This is a genomic window from Bacillus hominis (assembly GCF_030348325.1).
Classification (GTDB): Bacteria; Bacillota; Bacilli; order Bacillales; family Bacillaceae_G; genus Bacillus_A; species Bacillus_A hominis.
In genome coordinates this window covers 1,515,365-1,537,626 of the sequence record NZ_JAUCFS010000005.1, presented here as the reverse complement: position 1 = coordinate 1,537,626, position 22,262 = coordinate 1,515,365, and the positions used below count along the sequence as shown (strand labels likewise).

The 22,262-nt window shown below is 35.1% G+C and carries 16 protein-coding genes, 1 pseudogene and 1 riboswitch; of the genes and pseudogenes, 8 read left to right on the top strand and 9 right to left on the bottom strand.

The window, feature by feature from the left end; translation table 11 throughout:
- Positions 1 to 124: 124 nt before the first annotated feature.
- Both cspB and QUF93_RS10240 read left to right on the top strand, forming a co-directional pair.
- Positions 125 to 322 carry a cold shock-like protein CspB gene (gene cspB, locus QUF93_RS10245; protein WP_128281582.1) on the top strand — a complete coding sequence of 66 codons (198 nt, stop codon included), beginning with the start codon at positions 125 to 127 and terminating at the stop codon, positions 320 to 322.
- 119 nt (positions 323 to 441) lie between these two features.
- Complete coding sequence (locus QUF93_RS10240; protein WP_000534393.1) at positions 442 to 690, top strand: DUF2564 family protein; 249 nt, start codon at positions 442 to 444, stop codon at positions 688 to 690.
- 34 nt (positions 691 to 724) lie between these two features.
- On the opposite strand, the gene QUF93_RS10235 is transcribed toward QUF93_RS10240, so the two are convergent.
- The 3 genes from QUF93_RS10235 to QUF93_RS10225 form a co-directional block, all read right to left on the bottom strand.
- Positions 725 to 901 (bottom strand): zinc-finger domain-containing protein, encoded by a 177-nt coding sequence (locus QUF93_RS10235; protein WP_033714188.1) that lies wholly within the window; start codon positions 899 to 901, stop codon positions 725 to 727.
- 12 nt (positions 902 to 913) lie between these two features.
- Positions 914 to 1,573 carry a ribonuclease H family protein gene (locus QUF93_RS10230; RefSeq protein ID WP_088058024.1) on the bottom strand — a complete coding sequence of 220 codons (660 nt, stop codon included), beginning with the start codon at positions 1,571 to 1,573 and terminating at the stop codon, positions 914 to 916.
- Between the two features lie 130 nt (positions 1,574 to 1,703).
- Positions 1,704 to 2,189, bottom strand: a complete 486-nt coding sequence (locus QUF93_RS10225; RefSeq protein ID WP_002117837.1) for a QueT transporter family protein — start codon at positions 2,187 to 2,189, stop codon at positions 1,704 to 1,706.
- Positions 2,190 to 2,195: 6 nt separating this feature from the next.
- A riboswitch (PreQ1 riboswitch) is annotated at positions 2,196 to 2,240 on the bottom strand.
- A 132-nt stretch (positions 2,241 to 2,372) separates the two neighbouring features.
- Here QUF93_RS10225 and QUF93_RS10220 point away from each other — a divergent pair.
- The 3 genes from QUF93_RS10220 to QUF93_RS10210 all read left to right on the top strand — a co-directional run bounded on the left by QUF93_RS10220 (position 2,373) and on the right by QUF93_RS10210 (position 4,726).
- Entirely contained in the window at positions 2,373 to 3,245 is an 873-nt protein-coding gene (locus tag QUF93_RS10220) for an aldose 1-epimerase family protein (RefSeq protein ID WP_289358665.1), read from the top strand.
- A 175-nt stretch (positions 3,246 to 3,420) separates the two neighbouring features.
- The gene (locus tag QUF93_RS10215) at positions 3,421 to 3,807 is read left to right on the top strand and encodes a reverse transcriptase-like protein (RefSeq protein ID WP_088058023.1); all 387 of its coding nucleotides are present in this window, start codon (positions 3,421 to 3,423) and stop codon (positions 3,805 to 3,807) included.
- Positions 3,808 to 3,820: 13 nt separating this feature from the next.
- Positions 3,821 to 4,726 (top strand): DMT family transporter, encoded by a 906-nt coding sequence (locus tag QUF93_RS10210; RefSeq protein ID WP_289358664.1) that lies wholly within the window; start codon positions 3,821 to 3,823, stop codon positions 4,724 to 4,726.
- 2 nt (positions 4,727 to 4,728) lie between these two features.
- Here the strand turns inward: QUF93_RS10210 and QUF93_RS10205 are convergent, their stop codons facing one another.
- Entirely contained in the window at positions 4,729 to 4,989 is a 261-nt protein-coding gene (locus QUF93_RS10205; RefSeq protein ID WP_002117829.1) for a DUF6123 family protein, read from the bottom strand.
- Positions 4,990 to 5,171: 182 nt separating this feature from the next.
- On the opposite strand from QUF93_RS10205, the gene QUF93_RS10200 reads away from it, so the two are divergent.
- On the top strand, positions 5,172 to 5,732 hold the full coding sequence (locus tag QUF93_RS10200; protein ID WP_289358662.1) for a cysteine hydrolase family protein: 561 nt from the start codon (positions 5,172 to 5,174) through the stop codon (positions 5,730 to 5,732).
- 42 nt (positions 5,733 to 5,774) lie between these two features.
- Here the strand turns inward: QUF93_RS10200 and QUF93_RS10195 are convergent, their stop codons facing one another.
- Complete coding sequence (locus QUF93_RS10195) at positions 5,775 to 6,635, bottom strand: GNAT family N-acetyltransferase (protein ID WP_289358661.1); 861 nt, start codon at positions 6,633 to 6,635, stop codon at positions 5,775 to 5,777.
- Positions 6,636 to 6,751: 116 nt separating this feature from the next.
- Here QUF93_RS10195 and QUF93_RS10190 point away from each other — a divergent pair.
- Positions 6,752 to 16,607 (top strand): annotated as a pseudogene (locus tag QUF93_RS10190) (DUF7507 domain-containing protein); the annotation flags it as partial.
- A complete protein-coding gene (locus tag QUF93_RS29015; protein ID WP_434476093.1) occupies positions 16,583 to 17,449 on the top strand; it encodes a hypothetical protein in 867 nt (288 codons plus the stop codon). The pseudogene QUF93_RS10190 and the gene QUF93_RS29015, both read left to right, overlap by 25 nt.
- 132 nt (positions 17,450 to 17,581) lie before the next feature.
- On the opposite strand, the gene QUF93_RS10185 is transcribed toward QUF93_RS29015, so the two are convergent.
- From QUF93_RS10185 to QUF93_RS10170, 4 genes are all read right to left on the bottom strand, one after another.
- On the bottom strand, positions 17,582 to 19,129 hold the full coding sequence (locus QUF93_RS10185) for a glycoside hydrolase family protein (protein WP_289358660.1): 1,548 nt from the start codon (positions 19,127 to 19,129) through the stop codon (positions 17,582 to 17,584).
- A gap of 92 nt (positions 19,130 to 19,221) precedes the next feature.
- Positions 19,222 to 20,274 (bottom strand): glycosyltransferase family 4 protein, encoded by a 1,053-nt coding sequence (locus QUF93_RS10180; RefSeq protein WP_289358659.1) that lies wholly within the window; start codon positions 20,272 to 20,274, stop codon positions 19,222 to 19,224.
- Positions 20,271 to 21,071: a glycosyltransferase family 2 protein gene (locus tag QUF93_RS10175; RefSeq protein WP_289358658.1), complete on the bottom strand. Its 801-nt coding sequence runs from the start codon at positions 21,069 to 21,071 to the stop codon at positions 20,271 to 20,273. Before QUF93_RS10175 ends, QUF93_RS10180 begins: the two co-directional genes overlap by 4 nt.
- Positions 21,046 to 22,260, bottom strand: coding sequence for an O-antigen ligase family protein (locus QUF93_RS10170; protein WP_289358657.1), 1,215 nt, complete (start codon positions 22,258 to 22,260; stop codon positions 21,046 to 21,048). Before QUF93_RS10170 ends, QUF93_RS10175 begins: the two co-directional genes overlap by 26 nt.
- Positions 22,261 to 22,262: the final 2 nt, after the last annotated feature.

Genomic DNA, 22,262 nt, shown 5'->3' with positions numbered 1-22,262 from the left:
TTCGTGTATATTTAAATTAATCATTTAGCAGAATATTCGATAATATAGCATTTTTTATTTATATTATTTTTTTAATGAATTTCACTAAATGAAAAAAGGAATTGTTTTTAGGAGGAATTGTGACATGCAAGGAAAAGTAAAATGGTTTAATAATGAAAAAGGTTTTGGATTTATCGAAATGGAAGGCTCTGAAGATGTATTCGTACATTTCTCTGCTATTCAAGGCGACGGCTACAAAGCTTTAGAGGAAGGTCAAGAAGTATCTTTCGACATTACTGAAGGAAACCGTGGACCTCAAGCTGCTAACGTAGTAAAACTTTAATCCCACATATAACAGGAGGTTACCTTACTTGGTAACCTCCTTTGTTATTCCTTTGTATATTTCCGTTTTACAGAGCAAAAACTATGTGAAATGCGCACTATACAAAGGAGGAATTATTAATGGGATCAGAAGTAAATGATTTTGAAGAAGTAAAATTCCGTGTAGAAACTGCACAAAAGATGGTAGGTTCTGCAACAATTTCAATGGATCCAGACACATTAGAGCATGCTACTACTGCTGTAGAAGCAGCTCGCTCCCAGCTTGAAATTATGAAATCTGTTGCGACAGATTTAGATGAGCCATTTCTAATGAATGAGGAAAAGAAATTAAGTAAATGTGAGCATCAATTACACGAAGCGAAGCATTAAAAAAACATCCAGAGAAAATTCTCTGGATGTTTTTTCATGACAATTGCTCCCCATACTTTTTCAATTTCTCTCCAACCGTACATTGCCGTATACAAAAAGAATGGGCATAGTATTTACTATGATTTTTCCGATTATGATCCTGTAAGAAACATCCTTCGCAATACGTCTCTAATAAGTCATTTACCTCTGTAATGAGTTGCTTTTTATTCACCTTTGCACCTCTCTATTCGGTTATTTCTTTATGACTGTCAATTGCCGTTCCTTCTAATGCTTGCGTTGCTAATTGATGCGCCTCTTTATTTTGTTTTCTAGATATCGGTTCACAAACAAGCTTTAATTTCATTTTCTTCGCTTTTTGTTCAATTTGATCTAAGTAATGATTTAAATGTTCATCATAGCAAGGCCATTCACCAGCTAATTGCTGCAGTACAACTTGAGAATCACCCCGAAGTGTAACTGCTTCATATTTAATTCCTAATTCCTCGAGTGTATTCATCCCGTATAATAATGCTGCATACTCCGCTTCGTTATTATCATATATGCCTTCTATGTATGCATTGCGACGAATTCGATAATTTGTATTTCCTTTTTTATAGTATACACATATGCCAACCCCAGCTTCTTTCGTCTGCACATCATAACCACCATCAAAATAAACTTGAATTTCTTGAGGATCTTCCTCCACTTGCTTACTTAGTTTTTTCATTTCTTTTAATGACCATTCTGCATCCATTTCATCGTAAAATAAAAGTTCTTTCACCCTACCTGTTTTCTCAAAATCCTCCGCAAATTGAAGCACTTCTTCTATGTTCATATAATCTGTTGTTAATTCAGTTTGTAAACCACGCTTCGTTTTATACAACCAATGTATTTTATATTTCATACTAGATTCCCCTTATAATAAGACTTCTTAATATTTATTTTATTATATTTTATCAAGAGTCACAGTATTATATTCAATATAATCACATACAAAAAGAGCCATCCTATATAAGGAACAGCTCTTTCATCTATTACATAAATCTTTCAAATTGCACTCGCTTATTAATCCAGTACATTACAGGCATACCAATCGCCATCACAACAAATTCACCAACTGCACAAGTTAGCCATGTCAATAAAAATGGCAGATCAAACGCAAGATGAAGTTCAATTGCTATCATAAACATTGTAATTGTAAAAATAACTGTATTAAAAATCATACGAGCCCAAACACCTTTAATAAAGCGCATAGAAATAATAGTTGCAAGTAGTGCAAGAATTGATTGCCCTACTCCAAATACTAAATCATAAGCGATCATAGGTGAGAAAAAGAGATTCGTTAAAAATACACCTAATACAATCCCGTAAATTGCTTTCTTATTGAATACAACGAGATGATTAAACATCTCTGAAATACGAAACTGTACATTCGTAAAGCCAAATGGCTGAATAAGCATAGAAACAGCAATATATAATGCCGCTAAAATACCATTACCGACTAATGTTCTTATATTCATGACAAAATCTCCTTAGTTTTTTTACGTGGGATGGTTTCGAACCACGTCATTCGCTTTTTAAGCAACAAGATTATATTTTACGCAATAGGCACTCTTTCGTCAATAGATTCCTATCATGAACTACCTTTTTTCTTTTAGACAACGTATAATGAAACATATGAAATATTTAGGAGGTTTCACTTCATGACCGCAACAATTCAAAACGAAAAAGTGATCGTTTCCATTTCTGACAAAGGTGCAGAACTGCAAAGCGTTCGCTTAAAAGAAGACAACACAGAATATTTATGGCAAGGTGATTCTACTTATTGGGGACGTCGTGCACCAATCTTGTTTCCAATCGTCGGTCGATTAGTAGAAAATACATACTACGTAGACGGTAAACCTTATTCATTAACACAGCATGGTTTTGCCCGTGACCTTTCGTTCTCTGTTAAAGAACAAAGTGAAACAAACATCACTTATATCGTTACGAGTAATGAAGAGACACTACAAAAGTATCCATACGAATTTAAATTACTTGTTTCTTATGAGTTAGAAGAACAAAATATACATGTTACATATGAAGTAAATAATCCTTCTTCAAAAGAGATGTTCTTCTCAATTGGAGCACACCCTGGATTCAATTTCCCATTAGTAGACGGCGAATCATTTACAGATTATCATCTATCATTTAATGGTTCAGAACGCTTAGAAACAAGTGTACTAGAAGGACCTTATCTTTCAAGTAACAAGCAACTAATCGCTGAAAATACAAAAGAGTTACCACTTACATACGATTTATTCAAAAATGACGCACTTATTTTTGAAAATATGAATACGAATGAAATTTCGATTCGCTCACATAAACATAATAAATTTGTAAAAGTAGAATTTGATGGGTTCCCATTTGTCGGCGTATGGACACCAGGAGATAACGCACCTTTCTTATGTATTGAACCTTGGTATGGAATCGCTGATGAAGTAAAACCAGCAAAAGATTTCAAAGAAAAAAAAGGAATTCAGTCTTTACAAGCGAATGAAACATTTACATGTCGTTATAGCATTACAATTGGATAAAGTGAAACTTTAATCAGTGGGGGGTGTTCATCCCCACTGATTATTAGCCCACACCAATCGGGCATTTACGGGCAGCCCGACACCCACCTAACTTCATTGTTTCAGCCGAGTTTTGAGGTGGGTGTCTTACTACCCGTTAACGCGGGATAATCTTATAATTTGGAGGTTTCGCATTTTGATTGAAGTATATATTGATGGTGCAACAAAAGGAAATCCTGGCCCTTCTGGTGCCGGGGTTTTTATTAAAGGGGTACAGCCACCTGTACAATTGTCATTACCACTTGGGACAATGTCAAACCATGAAGCAGAATACCACGCTTTACTTGCAGCATTAAAGTATTGCGCAGCGCATAATTATAGCAGTGTATCTTTTCGTACAGATTCCCAACTTGTTGAGCGGGCTGTTGAAAAAGAATACGCAAAAAATAAAATGTTTGCACCGCTTCTAGAAGAAGCACTGCAGTACATAAAAAATTTCGATCTCTTTTTTATTAAGTGGATTCCAAGTAGTCAAAATAAAGTCGCTGATGAATTGGCTAGAAAAGCCATTTCACAAAATTAACGGGGGTATGAGTGTGAAAAAAGGGTGGATTGCTCCTCTCGCATTATTATTTGTCTCTTTTATTTGGGGAGCTACGTTTGTTGTCGTTCAAAATGCTATGTCTTTCGTTGGTCCATTTACTTTTAATGCTATTCGCTTTTTATTTGCTGGAATTATTTTATTATTCGTTCAAATGATTTTCTCTCAAAAAACTTCAAAACAAGACATAAAACATAGTAGTCTTGCTGGGCTAATTGTTGGGTTTTTCTTATGTGTTGGGTATTTATTACAGACATTCGGTTTACTCTATACAACCTCTTCAAAAGCTGGTTTCTTAACAGGACTTAGTATCATTATGGTCCCAATCTTGTCTTTTATCTTTTTAAAACAGCGAGCTACAGTTTTCATCGCACTTGGTATTGCTGTGGCAACAGCAGGTTTATACTTATTAACCGCTGGTGATTCTTTTCAATTAAACATTGGAGATATACTCGTTCTCGGTTGCGCTGTCGCTTTCGCTGCCCATATTCTTGTTAACGGTTTCTTTTCTAAAAAAATATCACCTTTATTACTAAGCACTTCTCAAGTATTAGCTGTCGGTATATTTTCTTCTATTTGTGCTTTTTTATTTGAAGATTGGGAAAAATTATTTTCAGTATCACTATGGACAAACCATTCCTTTTTATTCGCTCTATTTCTAACTTCCCTGTTTGCGACAGCAATTGCCTTTTTCATTCAAACATCTGCACAAAAACACACTTCTCCAACGAGAGTAGCCATTATTTTCGCAATGGAGCCTGTTTTTGCAGCATTAACAGGCGTTCTAGTAGCAAATGAACAGCTTTCTATTTCTGCTATCGTTGGGTGTCTTTGTATTTTCTTAGGAATGATTTTTGTTGAATTACCTTCCAAACCAAAAAAAGAAGCGCAGGCTGCGTGAAGTTACGCTTGTAACTTCCGCATAAAAGCCTTAGCGCTTTTTTTATCTGTAATCTCTTCTTCTTTCAATCGTTCTAATAATGCAACAAAATAACTACCATCAAACTGCAATTGATGTTTAATTGTCGCTTCTATTGCTGCGTTCACAATTCCATCAGATGAACCTGTATATCCTTGTCCGAACATAATAAATCCTTGTGCTTCCTCTGATAATTTAAATCCTTTCGTATGTAAGAATGAAAGATAATCTTCTACTGTTTGCATGTTATTCCCACCTACTCAAAAATTCTCCATCTCCTATCATACATGCTTTTACACGCTATGAGAATGAAATTTCTTTGACAACTTTGTAAATCAATCGTCTATTTCGCTTGTAATGGAGGATTTCCTTACAATATGAAAGAATATGTAAAGTGGAATTTATTTCATATAAAAGGGGATACAAAATGAAACAAGCACTATTAATTATTGATGCGCAACAAGAATTAATTGATGGAAACGAAGAAGAAAATGAAGTGTTCCGTAAAACCGAGTTATTAGCTACACTAAATACAGCTGTACAGAAAGCAATTGATTCAAATGCCCTTATTGTTTTCGTAAGAGATACTGATGTTGCTTCTGGTAGCGGCGTGGGCTTTGAAGTACATAATCAAATTCAAGTACCTCAGTCTGCAATCCTTATTAATAAAGCAGCAACAAATTCATTCTACGGCACTTCTTTACTTGAACTTTTAAAAGAAGAGAAGATTAATCATCTCGTTATAGGTGGATGTAAAACAGAACATTGCATCGACACCGCCGTTAGAACAGCCACTGTACAAGGCTTTGATGTTACATTAATTAAAAACGGTCATTCAACAACTGATTCTAACGTATTGTCTGCAGAGCAAATTATCTCTCACCATAATAAGATTTTACACGGTCATTATAACGTTGATCATTTTTCTATGGTGAGAAATATCGAGGAAGACCTCTTTCAACCAACTCATGACCAATATCGTGATTAAATTAACTATAAAAAAGAATCCTTTTCACGAAAGGATTCTTTTTTATCCAAAAATTTGTGCTGCAATGCCATATAGCTTATCATTCCTTTTTAATAATTGATCGCGATTTTTTATCATTATTGGTGGTGTATTAACCTTTTGAAAACCAATAATCTCTAATTCTTTCATGAAATCTTTCTTTCCTTCTGGCACATCCATTCTTAATTTACCATTATGCTCTCTTGCTAAATAATGAACAATCTCTATTGCCATCGTATCATTTTTAGCAACAACTGGCCCTATTATTTTATTTTCTGGCGTTTGTATACTCATACCATACCCTAGTACATTTTGTTCTTTATCCTTCACAACGATACACCGCTCACTTTGCATAATTCTTTCCTTTAAAAACTCTCTTCTATTTGTTCCAAACGCATATTCATCTATTTTTATTATCCCTTCTAAATCACACTCTTCATAATTCATCATATACTCTTCATTTCCTGCACTCGTATAATTCACATTGTAAGAGTTACATATGTATTTAGAAATATAACTAACAGCCCTGAACCCTAGCTTTTCGTATAAAGGCTTCCCCTCATCCGTAGCAATAAGCATAATTGGATTTTGAGTTGATACGCTTTTAACGCATGAATCCGTTATCGCCTTTCCAATCCCTCTTCCTTTATAATCTGGATGTACAATTACCATTCCGATAGACGCTAATGTCTCCCCGTATAATATAATTGCCGCGCTAGCAATAAGCTCCTTTCTCTCATTCCACACACCGTATACAATACCTGAATTAAAAATCGTTTCGATTTCTTCTTTGTTATAATCCCATCCAATATAAGAAGATAATGCAACAATATCATCTATTGTTTCTTTACTAAGACGCTCCACTCTATTTTCCAATACAATCATTCCCCCTATTTAGACGTTTGAATCATTCTTTACGAATCAACTTGTACATGTTTCCCTTCATCATTCGTACACATATCCTATTTTGACCAAGACTATATTGTAAATGAGGTGACAACATGCCCATTACGAATCGATTTTCTACCACCACTAACGGAGCACTCGCTATTACAGGAAACACACTCGGCTTAAGTAAAATTAGTAATCAAAACCGTGCTGGTACAATCGGGGCAATTGGTGCATTCATAACTACGAATACTGCTTTACAAGTAACTACTTTTCCTGCTGGTACAACATTAAACTACACACAAAATAGTTCTACCGCTATTTTGAATATCCCTGCTGGTAGTACTATTCTTTACGCAGAACTTGTTTGGGGTGGAAACTATTTATCTCGTGATCAAAACATTACAAGTGTATTAGGAAACCCCGTTTCTTTCACAACGCCTGTTTCAACATACTCGATTACTCCTTCAGCTGTTACAGCTTCCAATCAAACTTTTGTTTCTGGATCTGTCACATTCGGCTTTTATACACGCTCAGCAGATGTAACATCACTCGTTCAAGCTGCTGGATCTGGCTCTTATACAACCGGTTCTGTCCCTGGACTTGTAGATCCATTAGATGCATCTAATGGAACAATTAATTCGGCTGGATGGACCCTTATTGTCGCTTACCAAAACGGAACATTACCTGCAAGAAACTTAACAATTTATGTAGCTGGTAACCGTGTTTCTGCAGAAACTGGTAGTGCCGATGTATCTGTCTCAGGGTTTTTAACACCTGCCGGGGGGCCTGTAAGCGGGCGATTATTTTTAAGTTCTACTGAAGGAGATGCTGATTTAACTGGGGATCAAGCTTTATTTGGACCAAATTTCAGTTCATTAAATGCTTTATCTGGGCCAAACAATGCTGTAAATAATTTCTTTGGTTCTCAAATTAATAATGCTGCAGGAAACTTAGATACAACTGGGACATTTGGAACGCGAAACCAAAGTGCTTCTTCAAGCACAAACATCTCTGCTGGTAGGCAAGGCTGGGACATTACTTCCATTGATATTTCTCCTTATTTAACAAACTCCCAAATTTCCGCTGCAATCCGTTTAACAACTAACGGAGATGCATATATGTTAAATACAGTCGGTTTACAAATTAATATAAATTCACCTAATATACAAGCAACGAAAAGCGTGAATAAAAGTGTTGCTGCAATTGGAGATGTTCTCACTTATACAGTTACTGTTCCTAACACCGGCCTTCTTCCTGCAAATAACGTTACTTTTACAGACATTCTTCCTAATGGCACTTCCTTTATACCTGGCAGCGTAACGATAGATAACGTACCACAAACAAATGCAAATCCGTCCGCCGGTATATCTCTTGGGACAATTAATAACAGCTCTTCTCGTACAGTAACTTTCCAAGCAACTGTCGTTTCTCTTCCAAGTCAAAACCCTATCTCTAACACTGCTAATATTACCTTTCAATATACACCAATTGCCGGAGGAACGACTTTTAACGGTATTGCAACAAGCAACTCTGCTGGTACACAAATTAACCTAGCAGATATTAATGGAACAAAATCCGTTAACAAACTATTTACCGATATTGGTGAAACATTAACTTACAGTATTTCCTTAGCTAATGTAGGAAATATCGCTGCAACGAACGTTATATATACGGATCCAATTCCTAGCGGGACTAATTTTATTCCTAATAGTGTAACTGTTAACGGAGTGACTCAAGCTGGAGCAAATCCAGCTACTGGTATATCAATTGGGTCTATTGCTGCAAATTCTACTGCTATTATTTCATTTCAAGTATTCGTTCCTTCTATCCCGCAAACAAATCCAATATTAAATAGTGGTACAACAACTTACCAGTACGTCCCCATTCCAAATCAGCCAGCAGTAAATGGATCCGATGCGACAAATACCGTATCTACTCAAGTCAATAATGCTACTGTAACTATGGCAAAAGCAGTAGATAAAAACTATGCAGATATTGGCGATACACTGACTTACACTGTTGCCTTTACAGGTACAGGTAATACGAATGCGAACAATGTTATTTTTACAGATGTCATTCCTACCGGAACCACTTTTGTTCTAAACAGTTTAACAATTGATGGCACGACACAAGTTGGAGCAAATCCCGCTACTGGTGTGAATATAGGATCTATCCCAACTGGCACAACAAAAAATGTTTCATTTCAAGTAGTAGTAAATACAATTCCAGCATCGAATGTCGTATCTAATGGATCAAGCGCTTCTTATCAATATACCGTCAATCCTAGCCAATCACCCACTACAAAAAACATTTCTTCTAATCTCGTTTCCACTCAAATTAACAATGCGAATGTAACATTAACAAAATCAACAAATAAACAATTTGCTACAATTGGTGAAACGATCAGTTATACAATCCTTATTACAAACAGTGGAAATACAGCTGCCACTAACGTTCAACTAACAGATCCACTTCCAAATGGAACGATATTGACTCCTGGTACTGTAACACTAAACGGAGTTTTGCAAAATGTAGATTCTCTCGTTGCCTTACCTATCGGCACAATTCCTGGCGGAGCTACTTTTACCCTTTCTTTCCAAGTAACAGTCATCAATATTACCGCCCAAAATCCTATCATTAATAATGCTTTCGCCTCTTATCTATATACTGTAAATCCAAGTCTGCCACCGACTTCGAAAACAGCAAATTCTAATTCTGTAACATCAACAATTAGACTAGCAAATCTTCATACTAACAAGTCTGTAAATCAAACGTTTGCGGAAGTTGGGGATGTATTAACTTATACCTTTGCTCTTACAAACGATGGAAATGTTGCGGCGAACAATGTAGTACTATCCGATTCAATTGCAAATGGTACTGCCTTTGTACCAAACAGCGTTACGATTAACAATGTTACTCAACCAGGCGTTACACCAGCTAGCATCAATATCGGTAGTATCAATGCTGGCACTACAATTACAGCTTCATTCCAAGTATTAATAACTAGTATTCCAAATCCAAATCCTATTTCAAATAATGCCTCCATTTCCTATAATTTTATCGTTGATCCAAACGCTTCCCCTGTAAGTAAGAACACTACTTCAACCACTACATTTACTCAAGTAAATGACGCAAATGTCATTTCAGCAAAAACAGTGGATCAAGCGTTTGCTACAGTTGGGGATGTATTAACTTATACTATTCTTTTAACGAATGCAGGAAGTGTTACTGCTGATAATCCAACTTTCGTAGATACGAATCCAGATGGTACTATCTTTATTCCAAATACTTTCCTTATTAATGGTGCGCTACAAAATAATGCAGATCCGAACATTGGTGTTCCGTTACCTTCCATTCCTGCTAACGGTGAAATTACTGTTTCTTATCAAGTAACTGTCATCTCTTTACCAACACAAAATCCAACAATAAATTCATCTAGTACACAGTATAGCTTTATTCTAAATCCAGGCGATCCACCAACTATAGAAACATCTTTAAGTAACACTGTAAGTACACAAATTAATTTAGCAAATGTAATTATTTTCAAGGATGTAGATTTAACTATCTCCGATGTTGGGCAACCAATCACATATACAATTGCCTTAGCCAACCCTGGGAATACTCCAGCGAATAATGTAGTTGTTACCGACATACTACCTCCTGGTACGACTCTTATACCAAATAGTATTTTTATAGGCGGGAGTTTACAACTAGGCGCAGACCCAAGTGCTGGTCTTCAAATTGGTACAATTCCAGCAGGTGGAATTACAACAATTGTTTTCCAAATTAGTGTAAATAGTTTACCTTCACCAAATCCAGTTCAAAATAGCGCTGCACTTCAATATACCTTTATCGCAGATCCAAATTTACCTGCTGTTGTTAGAAACGCTACTAGCAATATAGTAACTACACAAATTAATACCGCTAATATCGTAGCGAATAAATTAACAAGTACAAACTTTGCTGATATCGGTGATAGCATTACGTACACAACTGTATTAACAAATAACGGTAATATCCCGGCTACTAATGTTATTTTTACGGATGTTATTCCAAGTGGTACACTTTTCATTCCAGATAGTGTAGCAATTGACAATGTACCTGTAGCTAATGTTAATCCAGCAAACGGCATCTCCATCGGTACAATTGGAGCAAATTCCTCACGTACTGTTTCCTTTCAAGTGAATGTACCAGCTATTCCATCCATTAATCCAATTACTAATCAATCAGGCACTACATTCCAATACACGTACGACCCATCAAAACCAACCGTAATGCAGATGGTTGCTTCTAACACTGTACAAACAACTATTAATAACGCCTCGATTGCCGCTACAAAGTCTGCAGATAAACAGTTTGCTAACGTAAATGATATTATTACGTACACGACTACTTTAACGAATACTGGGAACACACTTGCATCAAATGTAGTATTTACAGATGTAATTCCAAACGGGACATCGTTTATTCCTAATAGTGTAACAGTAAATGGAAACATAATTCCTAATGTAAATCCAGCAAGCGGAATTGCAATTGATCCAATAAACCCGAATGCAAATACTATAATCTCATTTCAAATAAAAGTGAATTCTATCCCTAATCCAAATCCAATCCCGAACCAAAGTAATACAACGTACCAATATGTCGTAAATCCTAACTTACCTCCAGCATCCGCCAATGCGTTAAGCAACTTAATAACAACTCAAATTAATAATGCTACGATCGTCGCTACGAAATCAGTGAATACACCGACAGCTGCAATTGGAGATATCGTTACCTATACGATTGCAGTAACAAATACAGGTAATATCCCTGCTAGTGCTACAGTTTTAACAGATGGACTTGGACCAGGCGCGTCCTTCATCCCGGATTCAGTTACGATAAATAACGTTTCCCAACCTGGATTAGACCCTTCACTAGGAATTCAATTAAACGATATTTCACCAGCAGATACTATTTTCATTACATTCCAAGTAAAAATACTCGCAATTCCTCCTAGTGGTACTTTAACGAATAACGCCCTTGTAAACTACGAATATGCAGTGAATCCAAGTCAGTCGCCTGCTCTTGGTAGCACCGTAACCAATACGACAGTTACACCGATTATCGACGCTACTTTAGTTTTAAATAAAAATGCGAGTACAACTTTCGCTACGATTGGTGATACAATTACATTCACTTCATCTGTTACAAACACAGGAAATACAACTGCTAACAACGTTGTATTTACAGATACGATTCCAAATGGTACTGCCTTTATCCCAAATAGCTTTAAGATAAATGGTGTGACCGTCCCGAATGCAAATCCACAAAACGGTATCAATATTGGTAACATGAATTCAAATGTATCGGTTGCACTTAGTTTTCAAGTAAACATTACAACGCTTCCAAACCCTAATCCAATTCCTAACAAATCATCGATTCAATATAGTTTTATTGTAGATATAAATGAACCGCCTGTTTCACGAACAGTTCAATCTAATAAAACTTTCACACAAGTAAATACCGCTTCCGTTATCGCAACAAAAACTGCGAGCAGTGCATTTGCTGCTGTTGGAGATACCATTACGTATACAACCACCCTTACCAATAGCGGAAATACAACTGCAAACACACCTGTTTTTATAGATATATTACCACCTGAACTTTCATTCGTTCCCGATAGTGTACAAATTAATACCATCCCACAACTTGGATTTAGGCCGGATAACGGGGTTCCTTTAGACCCAATTCCAGTTGGAGTAACAACAACAATTAGCTTTCAAGCTATCGTTGGCTCAATACCAACTACAAATCCAACATTGAACCAATCTAGCACAACATACTCTATCATTGTTGATCCTACTCAGCCGCCTGTTACAGAAACGGCTACTAGTAATCCAGTCTTAGTTCAAATAAATGAAGCAATCATTCAAGCAACGAAAAATGTGGATCGACTATTTTCTGACGTCGCACCTGGAAATTCATTTTTAACGTATACAGTTTTATTAGAAAATATAGGGAACACGACTGCTACTAATATCATTTTTACAGATCCGATTCCGAATAATACAGTATTTATAGAAGATAGCGTTCGAGTAGGTGGAGTTTTATTACCTGGAGTAAATCCAGCAAATGGAATACCAATTGGGGATATTATTGCCGAGGATTTTATAAATGTCACCTTCCGTGTGCAAGTAGTTAGCATTCCAAATCCAATTTTCACAATTGGACCTGGTGGGCCAAACTCACCAGTTATAAACGGCGCTTTCATTGATTACCAATTTATAACAGGACCTAATTTACCAATCGTTTCAAGAAGTACGACATCCAATTCTGTTTCGACACAAATAAATTCTGGGGAAATTGCACTGGTTAAATCTGCAGATAAAACTTTTGCAACGATCGGGGATACACTTTCTTATACAATTTCATTAAGCAATCCAGGAAATGTAACTTCACAAAATATAATTTTCACAGATATTTTACCTGAAGGAACTACATTTATTTCTGGAACTCTTACAAACGATTCTGGCACACAACAAATTGGAAATCCTGGAAGCGGGATACAAATCGAAAATATAAACCCAAGCGGAACGGCCGTTATTACTCTCAACGTACTTGTTACAAACATTCCAAGTATAAATCCAATCTCTAATTTTAGTTCTGTACAATTTGAACATGTGGTTGATCCTAGCCAACCTGCTGCATCTCAAACGATCGTATCTAATACCGTTTCTACAACCATTAATAGCGCAATATTAACTACAACAAAAAGTGTTGATAAATCTATTATTTCTGTTGGTGATACACTTACGTATACAACTACTATTACGAATACAGGAAATACACCAGCTACAAATATAACTTTTACAAGTGCGATTCCCCCTAATACTACTTTTGTACCAGATTCGGTCACAATAAATGGAATCCAACAACTTGGTGCGCAACCTGCACTTGGAGTAAATATACCCAACATCGCTCCTGGTGAAACAGTAACTGTTACTTTCCAAGTAAATGTTCTTTCTGTTCCCCCTTCGGGTTCAATTATGGGTAATGACACAATTTTATATTCTTATGCTATTGATCCAAACGGAACTCCTGTTACAACTTCTACTTCAACTAATATCGTTACAAACCCTGTACTAGACGCTATGATAACATTGGTAAAATCGGTCGATCAAACACTTGTAACACTAGGTGATACCATTACCTATACGACATTTTTAAAGAATAACGGTAATACAAATGCAACTAATATTACTTTCACTGATCTTATACCAGATGGTACAACGTTTATTACTGATAGCGTTACAATAGATGGCATCACACAAATCGGACTCAATCCTAATACAGGCGTAACGATTGGGACTATCGCCCCTAACAGTTCTATATCTATATCATTCCAAGTTACCGCTACCTCTACACCAGTTCAAAATCCTATTGCTAACTCTGCTACTGCTTCTTACACATTTATCGCTGATCCAAATGCACCGATTGTTTCAAGAACTGCTACTTCAAATACAGTCTTTACTACAATTAATACAGCTACCATTCTTTCATCAAAACAAGTCGATAAATCATTTAGCCACATCGGAGGTACAATCACTTATACTGTCGATTTAACGAATAACGGAAATTCATCCGCACAAAATGTTATTTTCACAGATACAATGCCGAGCGGAACCACATTTATTGCAAACACATTTTCTATTAATGGAATTCCTCAAAGTGATGCGAATCCAACGAACGGTGTAAATATCGGACCTATAACAGCTGGGACTACAGTAAATGTTTCATTCCAAGTAAACGTGACCTCATTACCAACCGAAAACCCAATTGTAAATTTCTCATCAACATCGTATCAATTAGTCTCACCACCTGATGCAGAAACTTCAATTAGTAATCCCGTTTCAACACAAATTAAAGAAGCCATATTATCTATGACGAAAAATGAAAGTGTGTCTTATGCAGATGTCGGGCAAACTGCTTTTTACACTACCTCTATTTCGAATGTAGGTAATACCGATGCAACTAGTATTGTATTCACAGATGTATTACCAAGTGGAATCGCGTTCGTTCCTAACACATTAACTGTCGATGGCGTCTTACAACCTGATGCAAACCCAAATACAGGTGTATTACTTGCAGCACTTCCACCAAATGAAATATATAGTATCGTCTTTCAAGTTACGGTTAACAGCATCCCACCTATTAATCCAGCACCAAATATAGCATCCACGACTTATGAGTTTACTGTTGATCCAGTTAACCCTCCAGTTTCGAGTACAGCTAATTCTAACACTACGCTTCTCCAAATAAATAACGCAAATATTATAAGTACAAAAACAGCAAATCTTACTTTCGCGGATGTTGGTAATACAATAACATTTACACTTAACCTTCCCAATACTGGAAATATAACTGCAACTGATGTAACTATTATCGATATTCTTGATAGCAATTTAAGTTTCGTTCCGAATAGTTTCACAGTTAACGGGCAAACCATTCCAAACGCTGATTTATCTACTGGTGTAAATATTGGTTCCATTAATGGTGGTAATTCGGCAATCGTTACATTCCAAGCAATTGTTACTACACTTCCAACACTTAATCCAATTTCTAATTCTGCTTCTACCACATATCATTATGTCGTTGATCCTAGCCTGCCACCTATTACAGCTTCCAATCAATCTAATACAACGACAACCCAAATTAATAGTGCTATTCTTACAGCGCAAAAAAATTCAAATGTGTCAACGGTAGATATCGGGCAGGATATTGTATACACCGTTACAATTACAAATAGCGGAAATGTTAGTGCAACTAATGTTATTTTTACCGACATTATTCCAGACGGAACTTCCATTGAAACGAATAGTTTTACACTTAACGGAACTATTATCCAAAATGCAAATATAATTACAGGCGTTCCAATTGGTGATATTGCGCCAAACCAATCTGTCATCGTAGCATTTCATATTACTTCAAATGAAATCCCGCCTATAAATCCAATTACCAATCAAGCTAGCGTTAGTTTTCAACATATCGTTAATCCAGCTAATCCTCCCGTTTCAAAAAACATTGCTTCTAATAGCATTTCAACACAAATTGAAAGTGCTATTTTAACTACTCTTAAAATAGGAGATAAAGCTTTTGCAACGATTGGTGATACAATTACGTATACAACGACTATTACGAATACAGGAAATATCCCAGCTAACAACGTTATTTTCTCAGACCCTATACCATCGTGGACACAATTTGTTACAGGATCAGTTGTTGTTGACGGCACTTCATTGCCATCCGCTTCTATTATTGACGGCGTTGGCATAAATACAATAACTCCATATCAAATTGTAACAATCATATTCCAAGTTCAAATTGTAAGCAATCCAACAACGTTCACACCTGAACTCCAAAACTTAGGGTTTGTTAACTTCCAATATAACGTAGGCAATGCATTACAGGCTCAACCTGGCAATGTGGAAACGAACGTCTTCGTTACTTCTATTAATTCAGCAATACTTTCAGCTGTAAAAACTGCTAATACAGCCTTTGCAAATATCGGAGACACAATCACTTACACTGTCCTTATTCAAAATAGCGGCAATACAACCGCTACAAATTTAAATTTCTCAGATCTTATTCCAGCTGGAACGACCTTTATTGAAAATAGTTTTGCTGTAAATGGAAGTACCATTCCAGGGGCAAATCCAAATAACGGAGTTAATATCGGAACCGTTAGCGCCAGCAATTCCTTAACTGTTACTTTCCAAGTTATAGTTACATCTACTCCACCTTCAAATCCAATCACAAACGTTGCATCTATTCAATACGCATTTATTGTTGATCCGGCAGCCCCCCCTGTTACAGGTACAATAAACTCTAATAGTGCTTCAACACAAATAAATAACGCTACTGTTACTACTGTTTTAGAAGCAAATCGAACAATCGTATCTATTGGAGATATCATTACATTCACACTAGACGTATTTAATCATTCTCCGATTCCGACTATAAGTACTTCCATTTTAGATACAATTCCAACGGGTACAACATTTATTGAAAATAGTGTAACAATTAACGGAATACCATTTCCAAATATACGACCAGATACAGGTATTACTATTGGCACCTTACCGGCAGACGAAAAAGTAACTTTATCCTTTAAAGTTCTCGTAACATCTATCCCTTCAAACAATACAATTACCAATTCTGCAACTGTCACAGCGGCTTTTCAATTGACGCCTCAAGATCCCATTATTACTTTCATCGAGAATTCCAACATTGTTCGCATACCAGTTCAAAGTATAACTGCAACAGTAATAAAAAAATCTTCCGTCGCCTCAGCTTCTTTAAACCAATATTTTGATTACACATTGCATATTACAAATACCTCGGGTTTTTCAATTACAAACATTTCTTTACAAGACACCATTCCTGCAGGTTTACGATTTATTGGCAGATCCGTTATAGTTGACGGCATATCACTTCCTTTAGCTGATCCAAATTTCGGATTCCTGGTTGCAACTAACGTTGAACCAAATGAAGTAATTATTGTGTCATTCACAGTACAAGTAATGGATCAACCAGTAAACAATAAATTTATAAACACCGCTAATATTTCCTTACAACTTCAAACATCTCCTGCCGAACCACCTATAACATTAACAATTGTAAGTAACGAAAACATCGTCTCTTTCCTCCCGCCAAATATAGATCGTGTTTTACCAAACTTAAGTTGCTTCTTTGACGGTGAACGCTTTATACGAATTACTCCTCGGAACATACGAAAATATTTCGGGCCTTGGATTTGGTGGAATTAATTCAAATAAATAAAAGAGATTGTAGCCAAACTACAATCTCTTTTTCATGCCATAGGCTCCACTTTTCTCTTTTGAATTTAGTCCATCACATTTCCTAGAGTTCGTCCAAAATTATACAAAGAATGTATCATCTTAAGTTATTTTAGTCGTAATAAGCTGACCAGCTTCATTAATAGTAACTTTCCATTTCACTCCACTTGCAGTCTTCATAATCACACCTTTACTTGCTTCTAGTTCAATATCTCCAAACATTCTTCCACCAGTTGTCGCTAGCCAAGCATTCCCATTTTCCATAGAAGACCTTGCAAAAATACGATTAATCCGAAAACGCTTATGGTCTTGAGCATAACCACTCAATGTAATTCTTACTTTATATAACTGACTAGCCTTCATATTCGATATAATTGTATCTCCAACATTTAATGGAACATCCGTCGCAATAACCCAACTACCATTTGCACTTAATACATATTCTATTTTAATTTTCTTAGGGCTCTCTCCCCATCCAAAGTATATCCCAAAACAATTCAACATTTTAATCGGATTTTTCGTAAAGTCCAGTTCAATAACAACTGGATTACTATCTGGAACATCAATATAATTCACACTTTGTTCATCTATTAAATTAAAACAATTAGCGATATTTCCACCGTAAGGTAATTTCCCACTTACTTGCTTAACACTATACTTCTGCTGAGCATTTACTAAAATATCATCTTGATTCCCTATTAAATGTGGTTTATTTAGCGTCAAGGGTAACTGGATTCGAAGTGATTCTTCATAGGTAGACTTACAAACATTGTATTGTCCTTTATCTACAATAGTTGTTGAAAGTAAGTTTGAAAAAAGGTAATTCCGATGCGAATTAGAAGAAAATTCAATGACAATTGGTTCGCTACTCATCCGGTACGTATCCCAAATCATACAATCAAATGTATTATACGCACCCGAGCAACGAATTACTTTTTTCGTTTGTTGTCTACATTGCACTTGAATATCATGAAATGTATTTCCTGAACTTTCATTTGGTAAATCGCTATTTCCATCGACTTCTATCCCATACTGACAACCATCAATAAAAATAGATTGAAATACATTTGCATTAATCCAACAAGGTGTATTAATATCATCTATATATTCTGTTTTTAAATATATTGCAATTTGAAAATTTTTAATTTGAATAAAGTTAACTTGAAAGAAACTAATATAATCCCACGCTTTTTGACAATAAAAGTGTATAGCCTTTCCTTTATATGACGGCGTTGTATTTATTATATTTATATTTGATATGATGGATTGATTAGGCACTTCTATTTGTTGTGAACCAGAAACATAAATAACAGATGATTGGAATATCTGATTTATTACTTGAATAGTACCACCAGTTATAGAAGCATTACTTTGAAGTTCAAACGCATTAAAATCCCCATCGATTTGTACCGTTACTGTAGGATCTAACTCTAACCTTACATTTGATTTAATAACAATCGGCTTTAAAATTTTGTACGTATTTACACCTGTAATTCTCACTGTTGAAATGCGATTCGATACACAATAATCAATAGCTTGTTGAATTGCTAATGAACTATCATTTCCAGAGTTCGGAACTGCACCAAAACAATCAATATGAACGCTATATTTTGGTGTACAATCTTCTTGTGATGAAATATACTCTGACAAAATAAATTCACCCCTAATATTTTCTTTTTCATATAATATGTTAGTTCTCTCTTAAAAGTTTCTATAATAAAAAAAACAAACGACATATACAGTCATTTGTTTAATTCATATATACCTTTCGTTTCTTCTACCATTTTAGTTAACGAGAAATTCCTCTCCGCTTTTTCTCTTGCTTTCACTCTAATGTCATTCACCTTTTCTTCATTTCCTTGTAATTCCTTAAGTGCATCTGCGAATTTGATATCGCGATATTCAGATATCAATACACCTGATTCTCCATCTATTACCGCTTCATTTATTCCGCCAACATCTATCGAAACAATCGGTGTTCCTGTAGCCATCGCTTCAATTACTACCATTGGAAATACTTCACGAAAAGAGAGTAATAGCAAAGCATCCATATTTCTGATAAACTCATGTGGTTCTGAAACATTTCCTAACATTTTTACACTTTGCTGCAAACCATGTTCTTCTATTTCTTTCATTATAGAATCTTTCTCTGGTCCATCACCAGCGATATAAAACAAAAAATCTTTTCTCGTTTTTAACACATCTGCAATTTTAACAAATAGTTGATGATTTTTCTCCTTAGATAATCTCGCTAATATACCTACCCTATAAATAGATTCTTTCTTTTTCTGCTGGAATAAAAACTTTTCAATATCCACACCGTTATAAATTGTTTTGATTTTTTCTTCAGCTACACGAATTGAAATTAAATTCTTTCTTTCAGACTCACTTACTGTAATAATATTATTCACGTATTTATTCATGAAATAACGAAAGATCATTGGCATTTTCTTTTCTAGTATCGTAACATTATGTTTTGTATACACAACTTTTATCTTTCTTTTAATAAACTTTTGAAGTAACAAAGCATATAATACCATTCGCAAACTATTCGCATGAATAATATCTATCTTTCGTTTACAAATTTCTTTTCGTAAGGCATAAATATTTCTCAAATGATTCCCGCGGCTGAGCAAAATGAAATTTTCTTTTTTATTTAGAGATTGATATAATTCCCCATCACCTGCAGCTGTATAAACCGTAAAGTTTTCATATTGCAAATTATTTTCCAATTTACAGAAGTAACTCTCGGCTCCCCCAGTTATCAATTTATCTGTCATCAACAATATATTCATAATTGCGTCTTCCCAACTACATTGATTTTATTTTTTCTATAAGCATGGTAAGCATACTTACTAAAATAAAAAAAGGTTTGCAATGAATTAAGTGGTTTTTGTGCTCTTAATAGCTTCCAATATCGGAAGGCCGCCCTTATTTTATTTCTCGAAACAGAATTTGCAACAATTCTATATTTTGCCAATACTTGTTGTATCCCTTTCGCTTCATATCCTTTACTTAACAAGTTCAGCCATAACGCTGTATCTTCAGGCTGCACACTGGGCATTTCAATGCAAGAAATCTTCTCACGATCAAGCATTACTGTTAAACACCCAATAATTGTATTTCCTACTAAATAATGATAGTCAACACATTCTGGTACATACACTTCTCTATTCAATTCATTACTATTTTCATCTATTAAACTATAAGATGTATATGAAAACGCAACATTCTTTTCTTCCATAAATAACAATTGCATCTCCAATTTATTTGGTAGCCAAATATCGTCACTATCTAAAAAGGCAATATACCTTCCTCTCGCTTCTTTAATCGCTATATTCCGAGCCCTAGCAGCACCCATATTTTCTTCTAATACTAATAAACGAATTCGTGAATCCCCTTCTATCATCTCTTTAATTTTTACAGCTGAGTGGTCCGTTGAAGCATCATCAATGATAAGCATTTCCCAATTTTCATAAGATTGACTCTGCACAGATGTGATTGTCTCACCAATAAAACGTAAACTATTATAAGAAGGTGTTATTATAGAAACACAAGGCCCCTCATTATGTACTGATAGACACTTTACCATCTATCGTTCCCCTTCCTTCATATATTGAAATGTACTTCACAACAACTGCTAAAAATAGAAAGAAAGCTTCGTTAATAATAAGTGATAATGACATCATCTGAAATAAAAATGCAATCATAGTCAATAAAAGATATGGCTTTTCACGAAACAATCCCCACTTAGTTAACTTCACCATTAGAAGACATAGAAAGGCGCAATATAAAAGGAAACCAATTGTACCGGATTCAGATAGAATTTCTAAAAATGTATTGTGCACATATAGTTTTTCATTGAACTGATACTCATAATAATTCGAAAAATTAAACGCACCGATACCGATATATGGATTAGATAAAAAATATTTAAAAGCTGCTTCCCATAGTGTAAATCTGCCACTCCCATTATCGTGTGAAAAATCAGAAATTCGATCATTCAATATATCATCTAGTTGTCCGCCCATTACTACATTCGCTAAACTAAAAATAATAACACTAAACAATACTAAACCCATTATTATTTTTACTTTTTTAGCAAAACTGGACATGCATACATATACAAAAATGACAAGCGCAATTGCTAAAATACCACCTCTTGAAAAAGTTAATAAACTCGTTGTAACACATAGAATCAATCCTATTACATTGGTGATATTATATAAATTTGTCATATAATACATAAAAAATATTGTATTATAAAAAATAAAGATGTTGGGATCATCTAATAATCCAATTAATCTCGGATATCCTCTATCTACTAATAATCCAGCATAAACCTCTCTCTCTTCTCCGCCATATAATCCAAAATGTTGTAATCCAACTATATAGAGTATGAGACTCACAATATTAAATACTAATCCTACATATACAATGGCTGACTCGAGTACTACTATTTCCGTGTTCCCCAGTAAATTCCTCATAATAAAATAACATCCTAAAACAAGTAATACGCCAAAAATCATACGAATACTAGCACTTAAATATATAGAAAGAATACCACTTAAACAATAGATGAAATAAAACAGTAAAAATACAACTTCATGAAAATATAGCTTTCGAATATAAAAATCTTTAATTGTTAAACAAAAATAAATGACTAGAAAAATCATATATATCTTCAAAGAAAATCCTATATATATGTTGTATTTACTTAACATAACAAACAAGATTAGAAGAAAAATCCATTTCATCGGAATTTGCATATTATTTTCCATAG

What these genes read in the sequence shown, in the direction of transcription:
- QUF93_RS10200 (WP_289358662.1), top strand. Translation starts at nt 5,172, where the DNA reads ATGAAACAAGCACTATTAATTATTGATGCGCAACAAGAATTAATTGAT.
- QUF93_RS10220 (WP_289358665.1), top strand. Translation starts at nt 2,373, where the DNA reads ATGACCGCAACAATTCAAAACGAAAAAGTGATCGTTTCCATTTCTGAC.
- QUF93_RS10175 (WP_289358658.1), bottom strand. Translation starts at nt 21,071, where the DNA reads ATGGTAAAGTGTCTATCAGTACATAATGAGGGGCCTTGTGTTTCTATA.
- QUF93_RS10180 (WP_289358659.1), bottom strand. Translation starts at nt 20,274, where the DNA reads ATGAATATATTGTTGATGACAGATAAATTGATAACTGGGGGAGCCGAG.
- QUF93_RS10230 (WP_088058024.1), bottom strand. Translation starts at nt 1,573, where the DNA reads ATGAAATATAAAATACATTGGTTGTATAAAACGAAGCGTGGTTTACAA.
- QUF93_RS10170 (WP_289358657.1), bottom strand. Translation starts at nt 22,260, where the DNA reads ATGGAAAATAATATGCAAATTCCGATGAAATGGATTTTTCTTCTAATC.
- cspB (WP_128281582.1), top strand. Translation starts at nt 125, where the DNA reads ATGCAAGGAAAAGTAAAATGGTTTAATAATGAAAAAGGTTTTGGATTT.
- QUF93_RS10195 (WP_289358661.1), bottom strand. Translation starts at nt 6,635, where the DNA reads ATGATTGTATTGGAAAATAGAGTGGAGCGTCTTAGTAAAGAAACAATA.
- QUF93_RS10240 (WP_000534393.1), top strand. Translation starts at nt 442, where the DNA reads ATGGGATCAGAAGTAAATGATTTTGAAGAAGTAAAATTCCGTGTAGAA.
- QUF93_RS10205 (WP_002117829.1), bottom strand. Translation starts at nt 4,989, where the DNA reads ATGCAAACAGTAGAAGATTATCTTTCATTCTTACATACGAAAGGATTT.
- QUF93_RS10225 (WP_002117837.1), bottom strand. Translation starts at nt 2,189, where the DNA reads ATGAATATAAGAACATTAGTCGGTAATGGTATTTTAGCGGCATTATAT.